Origin of the sequence: Isoptericola sp. b515, from assembly GCF_030588125.1 — a bacterium.
In the GTDB taxonomy this organism is placed as follows: domain Bacteria; phylum Actinomycetota; class Actinomycetes; order Actinomycetales; family Cellulomonadaceae; genus Isoptericola; species Isoptericola sediminis.
This window is the reverse complement of sequence record NZ_JAUQYR010000001.1, coordinates 855,160-877,426: the sequence shown is the minus strand read 5'-3', so window position 1 is coordinate 877,426 and position 22,267 is coordinate 855,160. Positions and strand designations below refer to the sequence as shown.

24 protein-coding genes are annotated in these 22,267 nt (G+C 74.3%); 16 read left to right on the top strand and 8 right to left on the bottom strand.

The window, feature by feature from the left end:
* The first annotated feature begins 115 nt into the window (after window positions 1-115).
* On the top strand, window positions 116-964 hold the full coding sequence (locus Q6350_RS03950) for a siderophore-interacting protein (RefSeq protein ID WP_305065361.1): 849 nt from the start codon (window positions 116-118) through the stop codon (window positions 962-964).
* Window positions 965-983: 19 nt separating this feature from the next.
* On the opposite strand, the gene Q6350_RS03945 is transcribed toward Q6350_RS03950, so the two are convergent.
* Window positions 984-1,262 (bottom strand): YrhK family protein, encoded by a 279-nt coding sequence (locus Q6350_RS03945; protein ID WP_171246754.1) that lies wholly within the window; start codon window positions 1,260-1,262, stop codon window positions 984-986.
* Between the two features lie 58 nt (window positions 1,263-1,320).
* On the opposite strand from Q6350_RS03945, the gene Q6350_RS03940 reads away from it, so the two are divergent.
* Window positions 1,321-2,568, top strand: coding sequence for an amidohydrolase (locus tag Q6350_RS03940; RefSeq protein WP_305065358.1), 1,248 nt, complete (start codon window positions 1,321-1,323; stop codon window positions 2,566-2,568).
* A gap of 23 nt (window positions 2,569-2,591) precedes the next feature.
* Here Q6350_RS03940 and Q6350_RS03935 read toward each other — a convergent pair whose 3' ends face one another.
* From Q6350_RS03935 to Q6350_RS03925, 3 genes are all read right to left on the bottom strand, one after another.
* The gene (locus Q6350_RS03935) at window positions 2,592-3,077 is read right to left on the bottom strand and encodes a hypothetical protein (RefSeq protein WP_304602921.1); all 486 of its coding nucleotides are present in this window, start codon (window positions 3,075-3,077) and stop codon (window positions 2,592-2,594) included.
* A gap of 116 nt (window positions 3,078-3,193) precedes the next feature.
* Window positions 3,194-4,768, bottom strand: coding sequence for an urea amidolyase family protein (locus Q6350_RS03930; RefSeq protein WP_305065355.1), 1,575 nt, complete (start codon window positions 4,766-4,768; stop codon window positions 3,194-3,196).
* Window positions 4,765-5,553 (bottom strand): LamB/YcsF family protein, encoded by a 789-nt coding sequence (locus tag Q6350_RS03925; protein ID WP_171246758.1) that lies wholly within the window; start codon window positions 5,551-5,553, stop codon window positions 4,765-4,767. The genes Q6350_RS03930 and Q6350_RS03925 overlap by 4 nt, the downstream gene beginning before the upstream one ends.
* Before the next feature lie 181 nt (window positions 5,554-5,734).
* Between Q6350_RS03925 and Q6350_RS03920 the strand changes: the two genes are divergently transcribed.
* The 11 genes from Q6350_RS03920 to Q6350_RS03870 all read left to right on the top strand — a co-directional run bounded on the left by Q6350_RS03920 (window position 5,735) and on the right by Q6350_RS03870 (window position 16,731).
* Window positions 5,735-8,035, top strand: a complete 2,301-nt coding sequence (locus Q6350_RS03920; protein ID WP_305065353.1) for a M15 family metallopeptidase — start codon at window positions 5,735-5,737, stop codon at window positions 8,033-8,035.
* Entirely contained in the window at window positions 8,032-8,370 is a 339-nt protein-coding gene (locus tag Q6350_RS03915; protein WP_304602918.1) for a DUF2087 domain-containing protein, read from the top strand. Before Q6350_RS03920 ends, Q6350_RS03915 begins: the two co-directional genes overlap by 4 nt.
* The gene (locus Q6350_RS03910; RefSeq protein ID WP_305065350.1) at window positions 8,367-8,861 is read left to right on the top strand and encodes an aminoacyl-tRNA deacylase; all 495 of its coding nucleotides are present in this window, start codon (window positions 8,367-8,369) and stop codon (window positions 8,859-8,861) included. Before Q6350_RS03915 ends, Q6350_RS03910 begins: the two co-directional genes overlap by 4 nt.
* A 133-nt stretch (window positions 8,862-8,994) precedes the next feature.
* Window positions 8,995-9,366, top strand: coding sequence for an STAS domain-containing protein (locus tag Q6350_RS03905; protein WP_171246762.1), 372 nt, complete (start codon window positions 8,995-8,997; stop codon window positions 9,364-9,366).
* 54 nt (window positions 9,367-9,420) lie between these two features.
* Complete coding sequence (locus tag Q6350_RS03900) at window positions 9,421-10,554, top strand: DNA glycosylase AlkZ-like family protein (protein ID WP_305065347.1); 1,134 nt, start codon at window positions 9,421-9,423, stop codon at window positions 10,552-10,554.
* Between the two features lie 23 nt (window positions 10,555-10,577).
* Entirely contained in the window at window positions 10,578-11,831 is a 1,254-nt protein-coding gene (locus Q6350_RS03895) for a D-arabinono-1,4-lactone oxidase (protein ID WP_305065345.1), read from the top strand.
* Window positions 11,832-11,941: 110 nt separating this feature from the next.
* Window positions 11,942-13,516 (top strand): sodium-dependent transporter, encoded by a 1,575-nt coding sequence (locus Q6350_RS03890; RefSeq protein ID WP_304602914.1) that lies wholly within the window; start codon window positions 11,942-11,944, stop codon window positions 13,514-13,516.
* Window positions 13,513-13,680 carry a methionine/alanine import family NSS transporter small subunit gene (locus Q6350_RS03885; RefSeq protein ID WP_171246766.1) on the top strand — a complete coding sequence of 56 codons (168 nt, stop codon included), beginning with the start codon at window positions 13,513-13,515 and terminating at the stop codon, window positions 13,678-13,680. The genes Q6350_RS03890 and Q6350_RS03885 overlap by 4 nt, the downstream gene beginning before the upstream one ends.
* 312 nt (window positions 13,681-13,992) lie before the next feature.
* Window positions 13,993-14,931 carry an ABC transporter substrate-binding protein gene (locus Q6350_RS03880; RefSeq protein ID WP_305065341.1) on the top strand — a complete coding sequence of 313 codons (939 nt, stop codon included), beginning with the start codon at window positions 13,993-13,995 and terminating at the stop codon, window positions 14,929-14,931.
* Window position 14,932: 1 nt separating this feature from the next.
* Complete coding sequence (locus Q6350_RS03875; protein WP_305065339.1) at window positions 14,933-15,946, top strand: amino acid ABC transporter permease; 1,014 nt, start codon at window positions 14,933-14,935, stop codon at window positions 15,944-15,946.
* Window positions 15,943-16,731 (top strand): amino acid ABC transporter ATP-binding protein, encoded by a 789-nt coding sequence (locus Q6350_RS03870; protein WP_304602911.1) that lies wholly within the window; start codon window positions 15,943-15,945, stop codon window positions 16,729-16,731. Before Q6350_RS03875 ends, Q6350_RS03870 begins: the two co-directional genes overlap by 4 nt.
* A gap of 8 nt (window positions 16,732-16,739) precedes the next feature.
* Here Q6350_RS03870 and Q6350_RS03865 read toward each other — a convergent pair whose 3' ends face one another.
* Window positions 16,740-17,516 (bottom strand): hypothetical protein, encoded by a 777-nt coding sequence (locus Q6350_RS03865; RefSeq protein ID WP_304606484.1) that lies wholly within the window; start codon window positions 17,514-17,516, stop codon window positions 16,740-16,742.
* Between the two features lie 157 nt (window positions 17,517-17,673).
* On the opposite strand from Q6350_RS03865, the gene Q6350_RS03860 reads away from it, so the two are divergent.
* Both Q6350_RS03860 and Q6350_RS03855 read left to right on the top strand, forming a co-directional pair.
* Window positions 17,674-18,210: an RNA polymerase sigma factor gene (locus tag Q6350_RS03860; RefSeq protein ID WP_304606485.1), complete on the top strand. Its 537-nt coding sequence runs from the start codon at window positions 17,674-17,676 to the stop codon at window positions 18,208-18,210.
* Window positions 18,207-19,013 (top strand): hypothetical protein, encoded by an 807-nt coding sequence (locus Q6350_RS03855; protein ID WP_305065336.1) that lies wholly within the window; start codon window positions 18,207-18,209, stop codon window positions 19,011-19,013. The genes Q6350_RS03860 and Q6350_RS03855 overlap by 4 nt, the downstream gene beginning before the upstream one ends.
* On the opposite strand, the gene Q6350_RS03850 is transcribed toward Q6350_RS03855, so the two are convergent.
* From Q6350_RS03850 to Q6350_RS03840, 3 genes are all read right to left on the bottom strand, one after another.
* Window positions 18,997-20,001 (bottom strand): cell wall metabolism sensor histidine kinase WalK, encoded by a 1,005-nt coding sequence (locus tag Q6350_RS03850; protein WP_304606487.1) that lies wholly within the window; start codon window positions 19,999-20,001, stop codon window positions 18,997-18,999. The two genes, Q6350_RS03855 and Q6350_RS03850, sit on opposite strands and share 17 nt — an antisense overlap.
* A complete protein-coding gene (locus tag Q6350_RS03845; protein WP_305065334.1) occupies window positions 19,998-20,768 on the bottom strand; it encodes a response regulator transcription factor in 771 nt (256 codons plus the stop codon). Before Q6350_RS03845 ends, Q6350_RS03850 begins: the two co-directional genes overlap by 4 nt.
* A 110-nt stretch (window positions 20,769-20,878) precedes the next feature.
* Complete coding sequence (locus Q6350_RS03840) at window positions 20,879-21,526, bottom strand: hypothetical protein (RefSeq protein ID WP_305065332.1); 648 nt, start codon at window positions 21,524-21,526, stop codon at window positions 20,879-20,881.
* Window positions 21,527-21,786: 260 nt separating this feature from the next.
* On the opposite strand from Q6350_RS03840, the gene Q6350_RS03835 reads away from it, so the two are divergent.
* Window positions 21,787-22,242 (top strand): hypothetical protein, encoded by a 456-nt coding sequence (locus Q6350_RS03835; protein WP_304602905.1) that lies wholly within the window; start codon window positions 21,787-21,789, stop codon window positions 22,240-22,242.
* The last annotated feature ends 25 nt before the right edge of the window (window positions 22,243-22,267 follow it).

Sequence of the window (22,267 nt, the reverse complement as noted above, 5' to 3'; positions counted from 1 at the left end):
GTCGGACGACGAGGTCATCCGGGGCCCGTGGGCGGGTGGAAGGGCTGCTGCGAAAGAGCGGGCGGCGGTGCGCCGTACGGGTCGGGCTGGGCGTCGGGCGTGATGGAATCGGAAGATGTCGTCCCGACCCCGCACCTCGTTCGACCTCGTCCCGCGACGGGTCCGCGTGCACGCCGTGCACGAGCTGACCGGGTCCATGGTGCGCACGACCCTGCGCGACGTGGACGGCGCCGACCCGGCCGCGCCGTCGTCCCTCGCCGCTCTGCGCGCCCCCGGCCCGGACGACCACGTCAAGGTCTTCCTGCCGGACCCGGCCACCGGCGAGCTGCACGCCCCCACGCTCGCCCCCGACGGCGGCCTGCAGCGGCCCACCGCGGGCGTCTCGGTGTCCCGGGACCTCACCGTCCGCGACGCGCGGACGCGGGACGGCGCGGCCGAGGTCGACCTGGACTGGGTGCTGCACGGCAACGCGGGTCAGGCGTCGGCCTGGGCCGCCCGGGCCGAGGCCGGCGACGAGCTGGTGCTCGCCGGACCGCACGTCAGCCACGGGGTGCCGGACGGCGTCGACCGACTCACGCTGGCCGTCGACGAGACCGGCCTGCCCGCCGCCGCCCGCTGGGTCGCGGCCGTCGGACCGGACGTGCGGGTGACCGCGATCGTCGAGATCGGCGACGACGTCGACGAGGAGTTCGTGGAGTCGGAGCTCGGCGGTGCCGACGTCGAGATCCTCTACCGCACCGACGGCCCGGGCCAGCTCGCCGAGGCGGTCCGTGCCCTGGGTCCCCTGGACGACGGGGAGTACGTCGTCGGGCTGGGTGAGGCCGGGGACCTGGTGCCCGTGCGCCGTCACCTGCGCCGGGAGCTCGGCCTGGGCGCGGATCGCATGTCGATCGCCGGCTACTGGCGTCGCGGCACGGTCAACCACGACCACGAGCAGCCGCTGGATCCCGTCGACCCCGACTGAGCAGCGGGCGGCGACACGCTCAGAAGTCGCGCGCGGTCTCCGCGTGCGGGGAGCCCAGTCGCTGCAGGTGCAGGCGTCGCCGGAGGCGGATCCCCGGGCGCAGGAGCATCTGGATGCTGCCCAGCAGGAACAGCCAGGTGCCGGCGGTGGCCGTGGACTCGGAGAAGAACAGGGCCGAGCCGACGACGAACCACAGGCCGATCAGGACGTCGTTGGCGATGCTGGCGGTCTCGTAGCGCTGCCGGACGACGAGCTCCTCGTGACCGATGCGCAGGGTGATGTCGCGATCCTCGGGCATCTCGCCATGGTGGCACCCGGGAGCGGCGGCGGCACCCGTGGCGCGGCATCATGCCGCCATGAGCACCCTCACCGGCGCCGACCTGACGGCGATCTGCACCGACCTGCACGCCCATCCCGAGCTGGCGTTCGCCGAGCACCGCACCGCCGGGATCGTGGCCGACCGCCTGGGCGACCGGGGGTACGCCGTGCACCGGGGGATCGGCGGCACCGGCGTGGTGGGCGTGCTGGCCAACGGCGACGGGCCGACGGTGCTGCTGCGCGCCGACATGGACGGGCTGCCGGTGACGGAGCGCACCGGCCTGCCGTACGCCTCGCAGGAGACCGGCACCATGCACGCCTGCGGTCATGACGTGCACGTCACCTGTCTGCTGGGTGCCGCCGCCGCCCTGGCCGCACGTCGCGGGGAGTGGTCGGGGACGCTGCAGGTGCTGTTCCAGCCCGCCGAGGAGGTCGGCGCCGGGGCGCGGGCCATGGTCGAGGACGGGCTGTACGAGCGGGTGGGGACCCCCGACGTGGTGCTCGGGCAGCACGTGATGCCGTTCCCGGTCGGGACGGTCAACCTCACGCCGGGACCCGCGATGGCCGCGGCCGACTCCCTGCGCGTGACCCTGCACGGACGCGGCGGTCACGGCTCCAGCCCCGAGTCGACGGTCGACCCAGTGCTCCTGGCGGCCGCGGTCGTCCAGCGGCTGCAGGGCGTCGTGTCCCGCGAGGTCGGCATCGCGGAGAAGGCCGTCGTGACCGTGGGGTCGATCCGGGCCGGGACGCAGGCCAACATCATCCCCGACCGGGCCGAGCTGCTGGTCAACGTCCGCACCTTCGACGAGGGCGTGCGCGAGCGGGTGCTCGCGGCCGTGCACCGGATCGTCGACGCCGAGGCCGTCGCCTCGGGGGCGCCGCGACCGCCCGAGTACGAGCAGATCGCCGGGTTCGGGGTGCTGGTCAACGACCCCGAGGCCTCGCACCGCACCGGCGCGGCGCTGGGGGGCGTCCTGACGGCGCACGACGACGCGATCCGCCGGGCCGGCGGGGCTCCCGCCGTGGTCGCCATGCCGCCCATCGCGGGCTCGGAGGACGTCGGGGAGCTGGCGGCGGCCGCCGGGGCCCCGCTCGTCTACTGGCACGTGGGCGGGGCGGATCCGGCGCTCTTCGCCGGTGTCGACCCGGCGTCGCTCGCCGGGATGGGCAGCCTGCCCGCGGGCGTCGCACCGAACCACTCGCCGGAGTTCGCGCCGGTCCTCGACCCGACGCTCGACCTCGGGGTCGCCCTGCTGGTCGGTGCCGCGACCGCCTGGCTCGACTGAGGGCCCTGCCGGACCGGGTCGGGTCAGCCGGCGGCGTCCTCGGTCTCGCCGCGCAGCTCGTCGAGCTGGGTCTGGAGCTGGGCGAGCAGGTCGGCGACCTGCTCGGACCCGGCGGAGCGGGCCTCCTCCGTCGCGTTCGCGACCTCCGCCGAGGCCGCCTCGAGCGCGACCTGCGCGTCCTGCAGCGCCACGACCGCCCCGTCCTCGGACTCCGCGGCCTGGTCGAGGGCGGTGCGGGCCTCGTCCGTGGCGGCCTGAGCCGACGCCACGGCGTCGGTGATGGACGTCTGCACCTCGTCGGGGACGTCGGGAACCTGCTCCTCGAGCTCGCGCAGGTCGCCCTCGATGGCCTCGGCCTGGCTCTGCGCGTCGTCGATGAACTGCTGGACGTCCGCCGGGGCGGAACACGCGCCGAGCATCATCGCCAGGGCGAGCAGGCTGGCGGCGGCGATCCGGGTGGCCCCGCGCTGCTTCGCGCGGGCCGGCGGCATGGTCAGCGTTGACGTCATGGCCCGATTCTGCCTGGTCAGCGCCCTGGGTGCCGGGGGGACGTCGGGGCGACTCGTGGAGATGTTGCGCACAGTGGGCGGTGACGCGGCGTCGTCGACGGATGCCCGGTCGGCGGTCAGGTCCGGACCGGCCGGCACCGGATCCGCGCACCGGGCGGGATCTGGCCGAGCAGCCACCGGTGCGAGGCCGCGACGGTGGCCACGACCGGGTATCCGCCGGTCAACGGGTGGTCGGGTCCGAGCAGCACGGGCAGGCCGTCGGGCGGTACCTGCAGCGCACCGGTCACCGCACCCTCGCTGGGCAGCTCGGCACCCTGTGCCGTCGCGGTCCGGGTGAGCGGCTGCTCCGCGGTCAGACGCAGGCCGACGCGGTCCGACCGGGCCGTCACCTCCCACTCCTGGGAGGCGAGCAGGTCGAGCGCGTCGGGGGTGAACCAGTCGTCCCGGGGGCCGAGGACCACGGGCAGCGTCACGACGTCGCCGGGGGCGGGCAGCCTCTTGGGGTCCGGGGCGCCGGTGTCCGCGGTCGCCACGGCCTCGACGGCGTCCCCGGCGGTACCGAGGACGTCCCCGGCGGCGAGCGGGTCCGGTCCCAGGCCGGCGAGCAGGTCGGTGGCACGCGACCCCAGGACCGGGGCGACGTCGAGGCCGCCGCGGACGGCCACGTAGGTGCGCAGCCCCCGGCGCGGCGCGCCGACGGAGAGCTCCTCGCCGGGGCCCAGGACGAACGGCCGGCCGGGGAGCGGAGCCCGGGAGGGCCCGGTCCCGCCGGTCACCTCGAGGTCGGCGGCCGCGCCCGCCGTGGCGACGACGGCGGGGCGCAGGGCGCGCAGCCTCAGGCCGCCGAGCGTCTCCAGCGCGGCGGCGTCCGTCCGGTTGCCGACGGCCCGCTGCGCCGCCCGGAAGCTGCGGGGGTCGGCCGCACCGGAGCCGGAGACCCCGAGGTCCACGCTCCCCGGGCGGCCGAGGTCCTGCACGAGCGTCTGCAGCCCGGGAGCCAGCACCTCCAGCACCGGGTCGGCGGGAGCGCCCGGCGGGGTCGACGGCCGCGGGACGCGGACGGTGGCCACCTCCCGTGCCGGGGCGAAGCGCACGGTGTCCCCGGGCCGCCACAGGGCGGGTGCCCGGCGTGCGGTGTCCCAGACGACGGCGTCGGTCCGCCCGAGCAGCTGCCATCCTCCGGGGCTCTCGCGCGGGTAGACCCCGCTGTAGTCGCCGGCCATGGCCACCGCACCGGGCGGGACCCGCGTGCGGGGCGTGTCCCGGCGCGGCAGGGACAGGGCGGGGTCGTCGCCCGCCAGGTAGCCGAAGCCGGGGGCGAACCCCATGAACGCGACCCGCCACGTGGCGGTCGTGTGCCGGCGGACGAGCTGCTCGACGGACCATCCGAGCAGCTCCGCCGCGGTCGCCAGGTCCTCGCCGTCGTACACCACGGCGAGCTCGTGCCGGTGCGCCTCCTCCGGGTCGGGCGGCGGGTCCGCGGTGAGCGTCCGCAGCGCCCGGGCGAGCGTCGCGGCGTCGGTGCGGCCCGGCGCGAAGGGGATCAGCAGCGTCCGCGCGCCCGGCACGGTGTGCCCGACGCCGGGCAGCGGCCGGCGTCGCAGCGACCGGTGCAGGGCGACGGCCGATCCCGGGGCGTCGAACGTGACCAGGACGGCGTCGTCGCCCACCGGCCGGATCTGCGGCGTCATGACGTCACGAACGGACGCAGGCTCACCCCGGCCCCGGTGAGCACCTCCCGCAGCCGGGCCGCCATCCTCGCGGCGCCCGGGGTGTCGCCGTGCACGCAGATGGAGTCGGCGACGATCGTCACGTCCGTGCCCTCGATCGACCGGACGACACCTTCGTGGACCAGGCGCAGCATCCGGGCGGCGACCTCCTCCGGGTCGTGCAGGACGGCTCCCTCCACGCTGCGCGGCACGAGCCGGCCGGTGGCGGTGTAGGCGCGGTCGGCGAACGCCTCGGCGGCCGTCACGAGACCCGCCGCACGGGCCGCGTCGAGGGCGACGCTGCCGGGCAGGCCCAGCAGGACGAGCTCGGGGTCGACGGTGACGACCGCGGCGGCGACGTCCTCGGCGACCCGCGCGTCGACGGCCGCCGTGTTGTAGAGGGCCCCGTGCGGCTTGACGTAGCGGACCGTGGTGCCCGCGCTGCGGGCGATCTCGCGGATCGCCCCCAGCTGGTAGACGAGGTCGGCCCGGAGCTCGTCGCTGGGCACCTCCAGGTCCCGGCGCCCGAACCCCTCGCGGTCGTTGTAGGCGACGTGCGCCCCGACGGTCACGCCCCGACGGACCGCCGCGTGGACCGTGCGGTGGATGGTCGCCGGGTCGCCCGCGTGGAACGCGCAGGCGATGTTGGCGCTCGAGACGATCTCGAGCATGCGGGCGTCCCCGGCGTGCTCCGAGGTGCTCACGCCCTCGCCCAGGTCGCTGTTCAGGTCGATGCGTCGCGGGGTGTCCGCGTCCGACGTCCTCATGACGCCAGTGTGCCCCGTCCCGGGCCGGGAAAACTTCGCCCGCTCGTCGGTGCCGGAGGGGTGGCGGGCAGCGAATGCGTGGCACACAGTAGGTGGTGGAATGTGACAGGGGCCACGTATCCTCGAGGTGTTGTGCGAAGATGCGTCCAGCCAGGACAAACGGGGTCGAGAAGGGTACGACGTGGCGGACGAGCTCGATTCGACGGAGATCGGCAGCGAGGACGTGGCGCGCCCTCTGACGTCCGACGATGCTCATCTCGCCGCGGGCGGTCGCCGTCGCGGACGTCGCCTCGGGCGGGTCGTCGGGGCAGGGGCCGGGGCGGTCGTGCTGGCCGCGGGCTTCATGGCCGGGTCGGTCGCGAGCACGCCCTGGAACGAGTTCCGCCAGCACCCGACGTTCTCCGCACCCGTCCAGAGCGAGCCGCTCGAGCTCGGCGTGGTGGGCGCCGCCTCGCGGTCGGGCCCGGCGTCGATCGACGAGGTCCTGGGTGTCATCGAGCAGGCCGAGCTGACCGCGCTGGAGGACGGACGCGAGCTCGGACCGGAGGTCCAGCAGGCTGCCGCCGAGCTGGGCGCGCTCCTGACGACCTATGTCGCGCAGCAGCAGGCGGAGGCCGTCCCGGGTCTGGACGACGCGGAGCTGCCGGAGGTCGTCGAGCCGGCGCCCGCGGACATCCCGCCGGCCGGTCCGCCCGTGTCCTCGCCCGACGACCTCGTCGCCCCCGAGGAGCTGACCGGGGGGTCCCTCCGTCCGCCTGCCGAGGCGTCCCCGGAGCCGGCCCCGTCGCCGTCCTTCTCCCCGGCCCCGTCGGAGGCCCCGCAGGACGAGAAGGACGCTCCGGAGCAGCAGCAGCAGAAGAGCGCGCCGGAGCAGGACGGCGTGGTCGAGGAGGCCGCCGCCCCGCAGGACGCGGCTCCCGCCCCCGGCGCGGCCCCGACCGCCGAGGTGGACGACGTCGAACCGCTGCCCCAGGACGTCGGCGCCTTCCCGGGACTCGGTCTGCAGCTGCCCACCTGGGAGAGCCTCGTGGAGGGTGAGTCCACGTTCCAGGTCCGCCACGTGTGGCAGGGCGACGCTCTCACGGCCGGCGTGCAGGGCTCGGTCGGCGCGGCTGCCCAGGGCCTCGCGCTCGGGGCCGCCGGCCAGATCGAGACGCACGACGAGGACGCGCACGACCACGGCGCGGTGACCTTCGACGACATCGTCGTGGCGGCGACGCACCTGGCCGCGTTGCTGGACCCGGCCTCCGCGTCCTTCGTCGTCGACATCCGTCCCGCGGTGACCGAGCTGCCCGACGGCACCTTCGTCTCCGACGACGGGGTGGCGGTGACGGCGAACGGTATGCCGCTCACCGGTGCCGGGTCGCTGTCCGCGACGCTCCAGGCGGTCGTCGACCAGCACGCCGGGTCGACCGCGGGCTTCAGCAACGGACGCATCCCGGCCTCCGTGCTCTGCGGGATCGCCTCCGCTCCCGGTCACCTCCTGCGGTGCGACGCCGCCGCCCAGTTCGCCGCCCTCAACGCGGAGTACCGGGCCCGGTTCGGCGTCGACATCCCGATCACCGACTCCTACCGGTCGTACGAGTCGCAGGTCGCGGTCCGGGCCGCCAAGCCGCACCTGGCCGCGGTGCCGGGTACGTCGAACCACGGGTGGGGCCTCGCGCTCGACCTCAGCTCGCCGATCTCGACCGGCTACTCCGCGGAGTACGTCTGGATGCGCGTGCACGCCCCCGACTACGGCTGGGACAACCCGACCTGGGCGCGCCCGAACGGCAGCAAGCCCGAGCCCTGGCACTTCGAGTTCTTCGCTGCCGGTCCGGTTCCCGACCGCGCGGCGTCGAGCCACGACGTGGCCACCGCCGGGGGTGCCGGCTGGTCGTCGAAGGGCTCAGGGTCCACGGCCTCGGGGTCCGGTACCCACAGCACCGGGACGAAGGGCTCGGGATCGAGCACCAAGGACACCTCGGGCGGCGGTTCCAAGAGCACCACGAAGAAGTCCGACGCGAAGAGCGGCTCGACGTCCGAGCCGTCGTCGAGCCCGAAGCCGTCGAGCAGCCCGAAGCCGTCGGCCAGCCCGAAGCCGTCGAGCAGCCCGAAGCCGTCGGCCAGCCCGAGCCCGAAGCCGTCCTCGAGCCCCAAGCCGTCGACCAGCCCGAGCCCGACCCCGTCGTCGAGCCCGACGCCGACCTCGAGCCCGTCGCCGTCGACCAGCCCGACCCCGTCCTCGAGCCCGACGCCGACCTCCGGGACGGACAGCTCGGGCACCGACTCGAGCAGCGGATCGACGTCCTCGACCACCAACTCCTCGACGTCGGAGCAGAGCGCCCCCGAGCCGACCGGCGACGACAGCGAGTACGCCCAGCGCGAGGAGGAGGTCGCGGGTTCCCGCACCGACGGGACCGGTGACGAGCTCGACGCCACCTCGGCGGACGACGGCACGGACGACGGGACCTCGGCGGACGGGTCCGACACGACCCCGTGAACCGGACGTCCTCGAGCGACGACCCGCGGCGGTTCCTCGTGAACGGTCGCCTGGAGCGCAATCCCCGCCGGTGGCGCGACAAGGTCGCCGTGACGGGCTACCTCGCGACCGTCGCGATGCCACGCCTGCTCGAGCCGGTCTCCGAGCGCGAGCTGACCGACCGGCTCGGTGAGCTGGCCCGCGACCCGGTCGCCCTGCGCCGGGCGATGGTCGACCAGGGGCTGGTGAGCCGCACCCGGGACGGAGCGGAGTACTGGCGCACGGTGCGGACCGAGCACGATCCCGAGCCCGACGCCGTCGAGATCGCCGACCGCGCACTGGGCGAGTCCCCGTGAACGACGTCGAGCCCGAACCGGAGCGCCGGGTCCGTGCGGCGCTGGAGGCGTCCGGCCTCGAGTACGTCGTCCGGCGGCACGGGCGCGTGGGCTCCCTCGCCGAGGCGGCGGCCGCCCGGGGCGTGTCGCCGGACCATCTGCTCAAGACGATGGTGGTGCGCCGCGGGGTCGACGACTACCTCTTCGTGCTGGTCCCGGGGACCCGGACGATCGCCTGGCCCCGGCTGCGGGCGCTGCTCGGCGTCAACCGTCTCTCCATGCCGGACGCCGAGGTCGCGCGGGAGGTCACGGGGTTCGAACGCGGCACCATCACGCCGTTCGGTGCGCGGCACGCGTGGCCCGTGGTTGCCGATGCGAGGATCCCTGCAGCGGGTACCGTATCCGTCGGGGCCGGTGGCCACGGTGTCGGGGTGACGCTCGACGCCGACGCCTTGCTCAGAGCGCTGAACGCCCAGGTGGCGGACGTCACCGACCCCGAGGCGTCTCTCTGAGCAATCCCCGGCTCCTTCGTGCCGTGTCCCGCTGGACGAACCGGTCGGAGGGGTGAACACTCGATCGTGGTCAGGACCGAAGGGGGCATCCGACCGCGAAGCCCGCCGTTGGCATGACAGGAGCACGAGCCCGATGGACTACGACAGCGCGACGGACATGGACCCGGACGCAGGGTCCGGCATCTCCTGCCAGCACGACGAGGGCGGCACGCTGCTGATGTTGTGGGGCGAGGTGGACGCGGCCCTGCGCGAGTCGGCGAGCGATGCGATGGCGTCGGTCGCCGCCCGGCCGGGAGCGGAGCCGATCGTCCTCGACACCCGTGACGTGACGTTCATCGACTCCTCGGGAGTCGCCTTCATCCTGCAGGTCTACATGTTCGGCGAGGAGGTCGGCGCCCCGGTCCAGCTGCGGTCGCCGTCCGAGGCCGTCACCGAGGTGCTGGAGATGGTCGGCATGGACGGGCGGATCCCGGTGATCGCCGAGGAGCGGGCCACGAGCGCCTGACCGGACACGACCCCGGCGGGCGTGTCCGGCCGTGGGGAGGGGCAGGGTGTTCCCATGAGCGTCGACGCCGCCACCGTCCGGGCGGCCCGGCTGCGGTCCCAGCGGCTGCGCGGACCCGACCTGCCCGACCTGCCGGCCGCCGTCGGACACCTGCTGGCCGTGCAGGGGCAGGAGGTGCGGCCCACGCTCTGGGGGCTCACGCGCCGCCTCGCCACGTCCGCCCGGGGGAACGAGGCCACCGCGCTCGCCGCGCTCGACGGCGGGCAGATCCTGCGCACCCACGTCCTGCGACCCACGTGGCACCTCGTGCTGCCCGTCGACGTCCGCTGGCTGCTCGAGCTCACCGCCCCCCGCGTCGCCCGGACGATGGCGTCCACCGAGAGGTCCTGGGGGCTCGACGACCCCGGTCCCGGTGTCGCCGCCGTCGCGGCCGAGGTCGCCACCGGGCCGCGCACCCGCGACGAGCTCGCGACGGCCCTCGTCGAGCGGGGCGTCCTCGGTGCCGACGCGCCGGGCGTCGCCGTGTCCCACATCCTCATGCACGCCGAGCTGCGGAAGGTGCTGATCAGCGGTCCGGCGGAGCACGGCCGGTCGACCTACGTGGCCTTCGACGACCGTGTCCCGGCCGGCTACGGGTCTCTGGGACACCGTTTCGACCGCGAGTCCGCCGTCCTGGAGCTGTGGCGTCGCTGGCTGCCTGCCCGCGCCTACGCCACGGTCCAGGACCTGTCGCAGTGGTCCGGGCTGACCCGCACGGTGCTGCGTGCCGGGCTGGCCGTGCTGCGGGACCTGGGCGAGGTCGTGGAGGTCCCGGGCGCGGAGGATCTCGACGGGCTGACCCTGGTCACGACCCCGGCCGTGCACGAGTCCGTCGTGTCCGGCGCCCCCGCGGCGCCGTCCGGCGGGCGTGTCGCCGACCTGCTGTGCGCCTACGACGAGCTGCTGAGCTCCTACGGCGAGACCCGCCGCGTCCTCGCGGACCCCCGCGCGCCCGAGCCGGGGCGACGGAACGCCTTCGTCCACACCGTGCTGATCGACGGGCGGCGCTCGGCGCGGTGGCGCTGGCCGGGCGGACCGCCCCGGCCGGGTGGACCGGAGCTGCAGTGGCAGCGGGCTCCCGAGGCGCCCGACCGAGCCGCCGTGGCGCGTGTCACCGTCGACCTCGAGGCCTTCCTGCGCGCGGTCTGACCAGCCGTGGCACGCTGGGCCGCATGCGGAACTGGGCCGGGAACATCGACTACGCCGCACGGGATCTCGTGCGCCCGACCTCCCTGGAGGAGCTCGCCGACCGGCTCGTCGTCGGCGGCCCGGTCCGCGCGCTGGGATCACGCCACTCCTTCAACGACCTCGCGGACACCACGGGCACCCACGTCCAGGTCGACCGCCTCGACGACGGCCGCCCGGCCGTCGACCTGGACCCGGGGACCGGTGTCGTGTCGGTCAACGCGGGGATGCGGTACGGGGAGGTGTCGCAGGTGCTCTACGCCCACGGACGGGCGCTGACCCAGCTCGCGTCGCTGCCGCACCTCTCCGTCGCCGGGGCGGTCGCGACCGCCACCCACGGCTCGGGCGACACCAACCGGTCCCTCGCGGGCGCCGTCGTCGCGCTCGAGCTCATGACCACGGCCGGCGAGCTGCGCCGGATCACGCGGGAGACCGACCCGGAGGTGTTCGCCGGGACCGTGGTGTCGTTGGGGGTGCTCGGCATCGTCACCCGGATCGAGCTGGCCACCGTGCCCGCGTTCCAGGTGCGGCAGGACGTCGCGCTGGACCTCTCGTGGGACGCCGTGCTCGACCGGTTCGACGACGTCACGGGTTCGGCGTACTCCGTCAGCCTCTTCACGCGGTGGGACGAGCCGACGATCCCCACGGCCTGGTTCAAGTCGGTGGTGTCTGAGGGGCGGGGTCACCGTCCCGACGCCCTGCCCGACCTGCACTGGGCCGAGCACGACGTGCACCCGGTGCCCGGGGTGGACCCGGGTGCCTGCACCGCGCAGCACGGTGTCCCCGGCCCCTCCCACGAGCGCCTGAGCCACTTCCGGCTCGACCACACCCCGTCCGTGGGGGAGGAGCTGCAGAGCGAGTACCTGCTGCCCCGGAAGCACGCGGTGAAGGCCGTGGAGGCGATGCGGGGCCTGGGCAGCGTGGTGGCGCCCCTGCTCATGACCGGTGAGGTCCGCACCGTGGCCGCCGACGACCTGTGGCTGAGCCCCTTCGCCGAGGACTCGATCGGGCTGCACTTCACCTGGCTCCCCCGGGCGCCCGAGGTCGCCAGGGTGCTGCCCCTGATCGAGGAGACCCTCGCCCCGTTCGGTGCGCGGCCGCACTGGGGCAAGGTGTTCACCGCCGACCCCGTGGCGGTGCGCGCCGCCTACCCCCGGTTCGACGAGTTCCGGGTGCTGGCCGACCGGCTGGACCCGGAGGGCCGCCTGCGGGGCGGGTACGTCGCCCGACTGCTCGGCTGACCGGCGGCTTCGTCCCGGTGCTCGACATGCCGGTCGAGGGAATGTGCCCGATGATCACCAGGAGAGACCGGTTTGACGACGCGGCGACCAGCGCGGAAGGTGTGTGACCCGTGAGTGCTGACAACCAGACCGCCCCGCGGGAGCAGTTCACCGGACAGGTAGGTTTCATCCTGTCGGCGATCGGCTCCGCCGTGGGGCTCGGCAACATCTGGCGGTTCCCCGGCGTGGCGTACGAGAACGGTGGTGGCGCGTTCCTCGTGCCCTACCTCATCGCGCTGCTGACGGCGGGCATCCCGATCCTGTTCCTCGACTACGCGATCGGTCACCGGTTCCGCGGCGGCGCCCCGCAGGCGTTCCGGCGGATCAAGGGCTGGCTCGAGTCGCTCGGCTGGTTCCAGGTGATGATCTGCATCGTCATCGCGGTCTACTACGCGGCGGTGGTCGCCTGGGCGGCCAGCTTCTTCGTCTACTCCTTCGGTCTCGACTGGGGTGACGACCCGCAGGCCTTCTTCTTCGGGGAGCACCTCCAGCTCGCCGACGTCGGCGGTGCCGACCCGTGGCTCACCTTCGACTTCGTGGCCGCCGTCCTGATCCCGCTCGTGCTGGTGTGGGTCGTGGTCATCGCGGTGCTGGCCGCCGGTGTCGTCAAGGGTGTCCAGCGGGCGAACATCGTCTTCATCCCGCTGCTGCTGGTGGCCTTCGGCGCCCTGGTGGTCCGCGCGCTGACCCTCGACGGGGCCGCGGAAGGGCTGAACGCGCTCTTCACCCCGCAGTGGGACGCGCTGGGCGACCCGGACGTGTGGATCGCCGCCTACGGTCAGATCTTCTTCTCGCTGTCCGTGGCGTTCGGCATCATGATCACCTACGCCTCGTACCGGCGTCGTCGGTCCAACATGACCGGCCCCGGCCTGGTGGTCGCGTTCTCCAACTCCGGCTTCGAGATGCTGGCCGGGCTCGGCGTCTTCTCCGCCCTCGGGTTCCTGGCCCTGGAGCAGGGCGTCGGCGTCGGTGAGCTCGGCATCGCGGGCGTCGGGCTCGCGTTCGTCACGTTCCCGGCGATCGTCTCCGAGATGCCGGCCGGTGCCCTGTTCGGCGCGCTCTTCTTCGGCTCGCTGGTGATGGCCGGGTTCACGTCGCTGGTCTCGATCCTGCAGGTCGTCTCCGCGGCGCTGCAGGAGAAGTTCGCCCTGTCGCGCACGGCGGCGGTGCTGTGGCTCGGTGGCGTGCTGGGTACGGTCTCGGTGGTCGGCTTCAGCACCACGACGGGCCTGATCCTGCTCGACACCGTCGACTACTGGGTCAACAACATGGGCATCGTCGCCTCGGCGATCCTCATGTGCGTCTTCGTGGTGTGGGTCTACCGCCGGGCCCCCGAGCTGCGCTACCACCTCAACGCCGTCTCGACGACGCAGCTCGGCGCGTGGTGGTACGCCTGCGTCGGCGCCATCATCCCGGTGATGCTCGCGATCATGCTCGTGCAGACGATCCTGATCCGGATCGACGAGCCCTACGGGGACTACGATGAGACGTATCTGCTCTATGCAGGGTGGGGCACCGTGGCGTTGCTGGTCGTCGGTGCGATCGTCTTCTGGGCGTTCCGCTGGCGCGGGCCGGACCTGCCCCGGGCCTGGCCGCCGTACCCGCCGGTCGAGGACCCCGCCGTGCGGAAGGAGGCCTCGCGATGAGCACCACCGCGATCATCATGATGGTCGTCGCCCTGCTGGTGGTCTGGGGTGGACTGACCCTCGCCATCATGGCGCTGCGCTCCAAGCCGGAGCGGACCGACTTCCCGCCCGGTGGTGTCGACGACCACCGCGAGGACATGGGGATCATCGAGCACGACACGTAGGTCTCTCTCGCTCCTGACGAGGTCCGGGTCCTTCCGTGGCGCCGTCGCGCTCACGGGCGCTGCGCGCCCTGCGCTTCCCGTCTGACGACGGCGCTACGGAAGGACCCGGACCTTTGTCGTGCCCCGTGCCGGCTCGCTCCTCGGGCGCGACCCGGCACGGCGCCCGGGGGGTGGGGGAGCGGTGGCGTGACGGACGTCATGGTGCCGTGGTTTGAGGATCTATGGAATAGGTATGCATACTGCTGCATAAGCGCTCCGCGGCTCGGACCGGGCGGGAGCGTCGTCCTCCTCCACGCGATCCCTGGAGCCGTCATGCGCGCCCGCACCGCCCTGCCCCTGTCCGCCGTCGCCGCCGTCGCGCTGCTCGCCGGCTGCACCACCGCGTCCGAGGACCTCGCCGCCCCCGCCGGTGGCGGCGCCTCCGCGGACACCTCGGACGCACCGACGGCCCCGGCGTTCGACGCCTCGACGCTCGAGGCCGACCCGGAGCTCGTCGCGCTCGTCCCCGAGGACGTCGCCGAGGACGGCGTGCTCACCGTGGGCGCCGAGCTGTCCTACGCCCCGGCCGAGTTCCTCGCCCCCGACGGCGTCACCCCGGTCGGGTTCGACGTCGACATCGCCCACGCGGTCGCCGCCACCCTGGGACTCGAGGCCGAGGTCGAGCCGTCCACCTTCGACGCGATCATCCCGGCCGTCGGCACCAAGTACGACGTCGGCATCTCCGGGTTCACCATCGACGCCGAGCGGCTGCAGGTCGCCCACATGGTCAGCTACTTCGACGCCGGCTCCCAGCTCGCGGTCGCCGCCGGCAACCCGGACGGCGTCGACGCCGGCGACCTGTGCGGCACCACCGTGGGCGTGCAGACCGGCACCGTCCAGCAGGGTGCTCTCGACGAGGCGTCCGCGGACTGCGAGGCTGACGGCGCCGACCCCGTCGAGGTGCTGCCCTACGACTCCCAGGCCGACGTCACCACCAACCTCGTCGGCGGCAAGGTGCAGGCCATGTACGCCGACTCCCCGGTGACGGCGTACGCGGTCGAGCAGACCGGGGGCGCGGTCGAGACCCTCGGCGACATCACGGACGCCGCGCCGTACGGCGTCGTCGTCGCCCAGGACGACGACGCGCTCGCCGAGGCCGTCCAGGGCGCCCTGCAGCAGCTCATGGACGACGGCACCCTGACCGAGATCCTCGACGGCTGGGGCAACGCCGAGGGCGCGCTCTCCACCGCCGAGCTCGACCCCTCCGTCTGACATGACCGCCGCCGATACCCCCACACGCGCGGCCGCCACGTCGACGGCCCTGCCCGAGCCCCTGAACGCCCGCCCGGTCCCGCGCCCGGGGCGCTGGCTGTCCGCCGCCGTGATGCTCGTGCTCGCCGCGATGGTGGTGCACGCGCTGGTCACCAACCCGAACTTCCGCTGGGACACGGTCTGGCTGTACCTGCGCGACGTCAACGTGGTGCGCGGCGTCGGCTGGACGCTCGTGCTCACCTTCGGGTCCATGGCCATCGCCGTCGTGCTCGCCGTGCTCCTGGCGATCATGCGGCGCAGCGACAACCCGGTGATGCGGTCGGCCTCCTGGGCCTACATCTGGTTCTTCCGCGGCACCCCGATCTACACCCAGCTCGTGTTCTGGGGACTGATCTCGGTGCTGTACCCGCGGCTCAGCCTCGGCATCCCGTTCGGGCCGGAGTTCTTCGTGTTCGACACCCGCGACGTCATCACGGCGTTCTGGGCGGCGCTCGTCGGGCTCGCCCTCAACGAGGCCGCCTACCTCGCCGAGATCGTCCGCGCCGGGCTCGGCTCCGTCGACCCCGGCCAGGCGCAGGCCGCCCGCGCCCTGGGGATGACCGAGCCGCGCATCCTGCGCCGCATCGTGCTGCCGCAGGCCATGCGCGTCATCGTGCCGCCCACGGGGAACGAGACCATCTCCATGCTCAAGACGACCTCGCTGGTCGTCGCCGTGCCGTTCACCCTGGAGATCACCTACGCCACCTCCGCGATCGGGACCCGCACGTTCCAGCCCATCCCGCTGCTCATCGTGGCGGCGCTGTGGTACCTGCTCATCACCTCGGTGCTCATGGTCGGCCAGTCCGCCGTCGAGCGGTACTACGGGCGGGGGTTCGACGGCGGCGCCACCGGCGGCCGGCGCGGTCGCCGGTCCGGACCCGGCTCCGGACGCGGCCCGCGACGCCTGAGCCGGCAGGCGGCGATCCGCGGTGCCGGCACGACCACCGACGACCCCTTCGCGGAGGTGACCCCATGACCGCCACGACGACCCCCATGGTCGAGGCCCGGGACGTGCACAAGGTCTTCGGCCACGGCGACCAGGCGCTGCACGTGCTGCGCGGCGTCGACCTGGTGGTGCCGCCGGGCTCGGTGACCGTCGTCCTCGGACCGTCCGGTTCCGGCAAGTCCACCCTGCTGCGCTGCCTCAACGAGCTCGAGCAGATCACGGCCGGGTCGGTGCACGTCGACGGTGAGCTGCTCGGGTACCGGCACGACGCCCGGGGCGTCCTGCACCGGTTGCACCCGCGCCGGATCGCCGCCCAGCGCTCGCGGATCGGGATGGTGTTCCAGCGGTTCCACCTGTTCGGCCACCTGACGGCGCTGGAGAACGTCGCCGAGGCACCCGTGCAGGTCCGCGGGCTGTCGAAGGCCGCGGCCCGGGAGCGTGCCGTCGAGCTGCTGGACCGGGTCGGGCTCGCCGACCGGGTCGACCACTACCCGGCCCAGCTCTCCGGTGGCCAGCAGCAGCGCGTCGCCATCGCCCGCGCGCTGGCGATGGACCCCGAGCTCATGCTCTTCGACGAGCCCACCTCCGCGCTCGACCCGGAGCTGGTCGGCGAGGTGCTGGCCGTCATGCAGGACCTCGCCCGGTCGGGCATGACGATGGTCGTGGTCACCCACGAGATCGGTTTCGCCCGCGAGGTCGCCGACCACGTCGTGTTCATGGACGACGGCGTGGTGGTGGAGCAGGGGCCGCCCGCCCAGGTGCTCGACGCACCGACCGAGCCCCGGCTGCAGGAGTTCCTCGCGCACGTCCTGTGAGCCGCGGCTCAGAGCCTCGAGCAGGTGCTGCCCCAGTCGGTGTGCCCGTGCCACACCTTCTTCCAGATGTGCGCCGAGTAGCCCGAGTACGTCGTGCGCGTCTTGGAGATGCTGCGCGTCATCCCGCTGCTCCACGTGCGCGACGGGCCCGTGAGCCAGGTGCTGCCGCGGTAGCAGCTCGAGGCCGACGTCGAGATCTGGTAGATCCGCAGGAACCCCGAGACGCTGCCCGATCCGCGGTACTTCCACGAGGAGTAGATCCGCCCGCTGGACTTGTAGATGCAGATCGTGCCGGGACCCTTCGTGCTGTCGCAGTCGCTGCCGGACCCGATCGCGGTCGTGCTCGCCGTGCCGTCGGTCTCGAGCGTCATCCCGCCCGACGCGGTCGGGCCCTCGCAGGTCTCCACCATCTCGACCCGGTGCGTGACCAGGTCGGCGGGGGCGCCCATCGCCTCGTTGTAGGCGGGATCGACCTCGTCGGCGATCGAGACCTCCACCAGTTCGCACCCGCGGGCGGCCGAGTCGGCCTTCCAGTCCGTGGCCTCGGCCTCGGCCCGCTCCGCGGCGGCCCAGGCGACCCACTCGGCCTCCGGGCTGCCGGGCTCGGGCACGCCGGGGAGGTTCCCCGCGGGCAGGTTCCCGCCGTCGGACGAACCCTCGCCGATCGTGCCGACCGGCTCGCCGATGTCGGCCGTCGCCGGAGCCGTGCCGACCACGCCCGTCCCCAGGGCCAGCACCGTCACGCCGACGCCGGTGGCCACGGTCCGGGAAAGTCTCGTGCGCATCCTGACGCTCCTCACGTCGTCGTCGAGGACGCGCGTCGGCGTCCGCGGTCCTGCACGAGGGTAGCGAGCCCATCGATCAGGGCAACCGTCTCCCAGTACGGTGGAGCAGCACCGGCCCTGCCGGCCATGAAGGGGACGAGGGATCGGGAGGACGAGCGTGGACGACGCCGCGGCCCGCGAGCGCCTGACGCGCCTGTGGGTGGACCATCGCGAGCAGGTGGTGCGGTTCGTCGCGCGTCGTGCCGCGCCGGCGATCGTCGACGACGTCGTCTCGGAGACCTACCTGGTCGCCTGGCGGAGGGTGGAGGACGTGCCGACCGCGGCGCGCGCGTGGCTCTTCGGCGTCGCGCGCAAGGTCCTGTCCACCCAGGTGCGCACGCAGGGCCGCTGGCAGGCCCTCGGGGTGCGGCTGGAGCGGGAGCCGACGGCGCAGGCCCGAGGTGCGGACGACGCCGCGGCCGAGCGCGCCGACCTGCGCCGCGCCTGGGACCTGCTCGGCGACGCCGACCGGGAGGTCCTGGCGCTCGTGGCGTGGGACGGGCTGTCCGCCCGCGAGGCCGCCCAGGTGCTGGAGTGCCGTCCGTCCACCTTCTCGGTGCGGCTCACCCGGGCCCGCAAGCGGCTGCTGGCGTACTCCGAGGTGCCCCGCGACACCGCGACCGTGCTGCGCAGGCTGCAGGAGGAGAGGCCATGAGGTCACCGCTGCTGGACGACCTGGGCGGTCTGGACCCGGCACGGCACCTGCGTGCCCCGGGACATCCGGACGACCCTGACCTGGCGCGGGTGCTGGCCACGGACCGGACCGTGCCGGACCGCTACCTCGCCCCGGCGCGGCGCTCGCGGGCCGGGGTGGCGACCGGTGTGTTCGCGGGGGCCGTGGCTGCCGTGGCGGCCGGGGTCGTGGTGTCGACGACGCTCGGCGGCCCGGAGGCGTACGCCTCGTGGACGCCGACGCCCCAGGTCGTCGACCCCGCCGCCGCGGCGCAGGACGCCGCCTCCTGCCCGACGGCGGCCCACGCCATCGACGAGGACGCGGCCGGCGAGGGGGCGCCGATCACCGAGATCCCGCTGGATCCGGTGCTCGCCGAGGTGCGTGGCGACTACACCTACGTGCTCCTGTCCGGGGACGGGGCGCTCGCGGAGTGCTTCGTGACGAAGGACGGCGGCACGCAGGTGTACTCCTCGGAGTCCGTCGGCGGCACGCCCGTGCCCCGGCCGGGGCCCCGCGAGCTCGTCGTGGCGGAGACCGGTACGGCGTCCTGGTCGGACGGCCCGAGCGGTGAGGGCGCGGTGACCGCCGCGTTCGGCCGGGTCGGGGACGAGGTCGAGGCCGTCACGGTGGCCACGGCCGACGGCGAGCAGGTCGCGGCGTCGATGGACGACGGCTGGTTCGCGCTGTGGGCGCCGGGAGAGGAGTCGTTCTCGGCCCTCGCGCAGGTCACCTACGTCGACGGGTCGACGGAGGAGGTCCCCCTGGAGGTCACCCCGGCAGGGTGAGCGTGAAGCGGCAGCCGCGGCCGTCGTCGACGTTCTCGACCGTGACGGCGCCGCCGTGCGCCTCGGCGACCGAGCGCACGATCGACAGGCCGATGCCGGCGCCGCCGGACCCCGGGGTGCGGGCCGCGGTACCGCGCCAGCCGGCCTCGAACACGCGGGGCAGGTCCGCCGCGGGGATGCCCCCGCAGCCGTCGGTGACGTGCACGACGGCGGCCGACCCGTGGTCGTCCTCGACCTGGACGCACACGGTGCCCCCGGCCGGGGTGTGCCGCACCGCGTTGGACACCAGGTTGCCCACCGCCCGGGCGACCTCCCGGGCGTCCACGGGGACGACGACGGGCACGGTCACCTCACCCGTGAGCCGCACGCCGGCGGCCGCGGCGGCGGGGCCGGCGGCGGCCAGCGCGTCCGAGGCGAGGTCCCCGACGTCCGTGGGCTCGCGGTTCAGCTCGAAACCCGGTGACTGCAGCCGGGACAGCGCCAGCAGGTCGTCGACCATGTCGCTCATGCGACGGTTCTCCGCGAGGATGCCGGCCGCCGCGTCCGCGGGGGTCGTCACCGCGTCCTCCATCGCCTCCGTCAGCACGCGGACGGCGGCCAGCGGCGTGCGCAGGTCGTGGGACACCCACGCGACGAGCTCGCGGCGTCGGGCCTCGACCTCCCGGTCCCGGTCCCGGGCCGCCACGGCCTCGGCACGCTCCGTGGCGAGGTGGTGGGTGCGTCGGGCGAGCACCAGCCCGATGACGAGCGCCACGGGGACGGTGGCGAGCAGCAGCCACAGCACCGTCGTGGAGTCCTTCTCCGACAGGAACATCGCGCGGGCGCTGGCGTAGACGCCGGCCGCGACCGACGCCACGACGACCAGCGGGGCGAGCGTCGCGGCGACGGACGGGCGGCGTCGTCCGAGCGCCAGCACGCCGGCCGCCCCGGCGAGCCCGACGACGGCAGCCACCCCGGCCGAGAGGCCGACCCCCTCCAGCGGGGTCACGTCGCGCCCTCCGCAGCGTCCGGGGGACGGGCGTCCCAGCGGTAGCCGACGCCGAACACGGTCACGAGCCGCGTGGGGGCGGACGGATCGGCCTCGACCTTCTCCCGCAGCCGCCGCACGTGCACCGTCACGGTGGACCGGTCGCCGTACTCCCAGCCCCACACCTCGCGCAGCAGCGTCTCGCGGTCGTGCACCTGGCCGGGGTGGGCGAGGAACCAGACCAGCAGGTCGAACTCGCGGGCGGTCAGCGCCAGCTCCGAGCCGCCGCGCAGCACCCGGTGGGCGGCGACGTCGACGGTCAGGTCGCCGTCGCGCAGGGTTCCCGACGGCGGTGCGGACGTGGGCGACGGTCCGTCCTGCGCGGCAGGGCTCTCGCCGGCCGGGGCGGCGCCGTCGGCCGGGGTGCCCGCCCGCCGCAGCACGGACTGCACGCGCAGGGTCAGCTCGCGCGGGCTGAACGGCTTGGTCACGTAGTCGTCCGCCCCGACCTCGAGGCCGGTGATGCGGTCGTCCTCCTCGCCGCGGGCGGTCAGCATGAGCACCGGCAGGGCGGGCCGGTCCGCGCGCAGCCGCCGGCACACCTCGATCCCGTCCAGGCCGGGGAGCATGAGGTCGAGGACGACGGCGTCCGGCGGCCGCTCGTGGGCGGCGACGAGGGCGTCGACGCCGTCGGTCACGTGCTCGGCCGCCATGCCGGCGCGCTCGAGGTAGGCGACCACCACGTCGGCGACGGTGGTGTCGTCGTCGACCACGAGGACCCGGACCATGCAGTCAGCCTAGGCCCGTGCGTGGGCGCCACGCGGCGCTGAGCAGGCATGTCAGGGACCTGTCAGGAGTCCGTAAGACGCTCGTGAGACCCGGTACAGCACACGACTGTTCAGTCGTTCGCCACCGAGACCTCCGCCGCGACGCCGGCTGCGCGGTCGAGGTCGTCGATCGTCGTCCCGGCCCCGAGCAGGTCGTCGGCGTCGCCGCGCGTCCCGGCCGCCGCGACGACCGGCAGCTCGAGGACACCGCTCGATCCGTCGACGGTGGCGACGAGGGCACCGTCGAGGGCGATCCTCCAGTCCCCGTCGCCCTCGGGGAGCTCGGCGAGGAAGACGACGCTCGGCCCCAGGTCGAGCAGGCCCTGCGCGACCGCTTCGGCATCGTCGGAGCCGTCGACCACGACCTGGACCGAGAGGGAGTCCCCCGGCCCGGGAGCGGGTACCTGATCGGCGACGTCGATCGTCCGGTCGACCTCGAACGTCGTCCGTAGGGTGCGCGTGTCAGCCTCGGCGTCCCACGGCACCTCGTCGCCGTCGTCCGTGCTCCAGTCCATGGCACGGCCGTTCTCCACGGCGGTGAACTCCCCGGAGACGACGACCGCGGAGAACCTGAAGTCGTGATCCAGGCCGGTGTCGACGTAGGCCGTCGAGGGCATCGCCGCCACGAGGTCCTCCGGCAGGAAGGCCGACGAGCTGGTGTCGCCGAAGGCGCGACCCGCGAGCGCCTCGCTCCAGGCGAGTCGCTGCTCCCGGCGCATCCGGCCAGCGGCAGGAGCGTGACGAGGACGGCCGGGACGAGGGCTCTGCGCGGCATCGGTGCCCGTCCTCTCCTCGGTGCTCGGGACGCTAGCAGCGCCGGGAGCACCAGGCACCCGGTCGGCCGAGGGACGAGCTCCCGAGCGTGTCACGACCCCGTGAGCAGCCCGTAAGGCCCTCGTCATGGACCTGCGCGGCGCCGCGCGGTGGGCTGGACGCAGAGGGCCGGCCACCGGGGTTCGGTCCCGTGAGGAGGACGATCATGCACCGCAACCGCACTCTTGCCGTCGCCGGGTCGCTGGCGCTCGCCGCCGGCGCCGTCCTGGTCCCGGCCGTGGCCGCGCAGGCCGGGGTCACCCAGGGCACCGCGTTCTACGTCGACGGCGTCGCCTACCGCACCGTCGGGACGCCGAACGACCTGTCCGGCACGGGGGCGCCGGACCACTCGTTCGACACCATCTACGACCTGGGCGGCGCCCAGGCCAACGTCGCCGAGGCGGCCCCGGGCGACACCGACTACAACGGCGGCCGCTGGCAGGTCACCGCCGTGCTCTACGAGGACTTCGACGACGTCCTGGAGGCCGGCGACCTGAACGACGACGGCATGCTCGGGTCGGCGGAGGAGGTCGAGGCGGCCATCGACGCCGGAGCGGCCATGGACGGCGGGGTCGTCGCGTCGTTCACCTGCCCGGTGATCCCGTTCCCCGGCGGGCGCTGACCCGGGGCTGCTCGCCGGCGCGTCT